Genomic DNA, 593 nt, shown 5'->3' with positions numbered 1-593 from the left:
TCAGGCCGCGATCTATGCCTTCAAGACCGCCCTCCGCGAGCTCGGCGAGCCCGTCCCGGCGAACGACGTCCGCGCCGTGCTGACGACGTTGGGGCCTCCGCCTGGAGGTCACCGCGCCCCGACGACCACCGTCGAGCACTACGGCACGCCGGCCCCGGTCGAGGAGATCGCCGAGTTCATCGGTGACGAGAAGCCATTCGCCGTCGGCGACAAGGTGCGGGTGACCGGGAACGGCTCCCCCGAGCACGCCTACAAGATCGGCGAAGTCGTCGAGCTGGTCTCCGAGCCCGGCAACTCCGACGGCCTCGACGCGTTCGGGCCGGCAGCCGTGCTTGACCGCTACCCCGAGGCGTGGCGCACGCGCCGCATGGACGGGCTCCACCAGTGGGTCCACCCGGACGACCTGGAGGCGGCATGAGCGAGCTCCGCGCCAACGGTAAGGCGCGCATCGTCGGCAACTCGAACCCGCGACACCCCTTCTCCCCCGGGGTGGTCGTGACCCTCCGGAGCCGGGCCACGTCCGGCGTCTGGTACGTCTACGGCAAGCATCCGAACAAGCTCGTGCCCCAGCCGCTCTACCACCACGTGGCCGA

1 protein-coding gene is annotated in these 593 nt (G+C 70.8%); it reads left to right on the top strand.

The features are described 5' to 3' along the window. Positions 1-418 (top strand): hypothetical protein (locus PROKR_RS02410; RefSeq protein WP_036959331.1); only part of this gene is annotated, 418 nt, incomplete at its 5' end. Between the last annotated feature and the right edge of the window lie 175 nt (positions 419-593).

This window comes from Promicromonospora kroppenstedtii DSM 19349, from assembly GCF_000515355.1.
Classification (GTDB): domain Bacteria; phylum Actinomycetota; class Actinomycetes; order Actinomycetales; family Cellulomonadaceae; genus Promicromonospora; species Promicromonospora kroppenstedtii.
The sequence above is the reverse complement of the archived record's forward strand: the minus strand, read 5'-3'. Positions and strand labels throughout refer to the sequence as shown.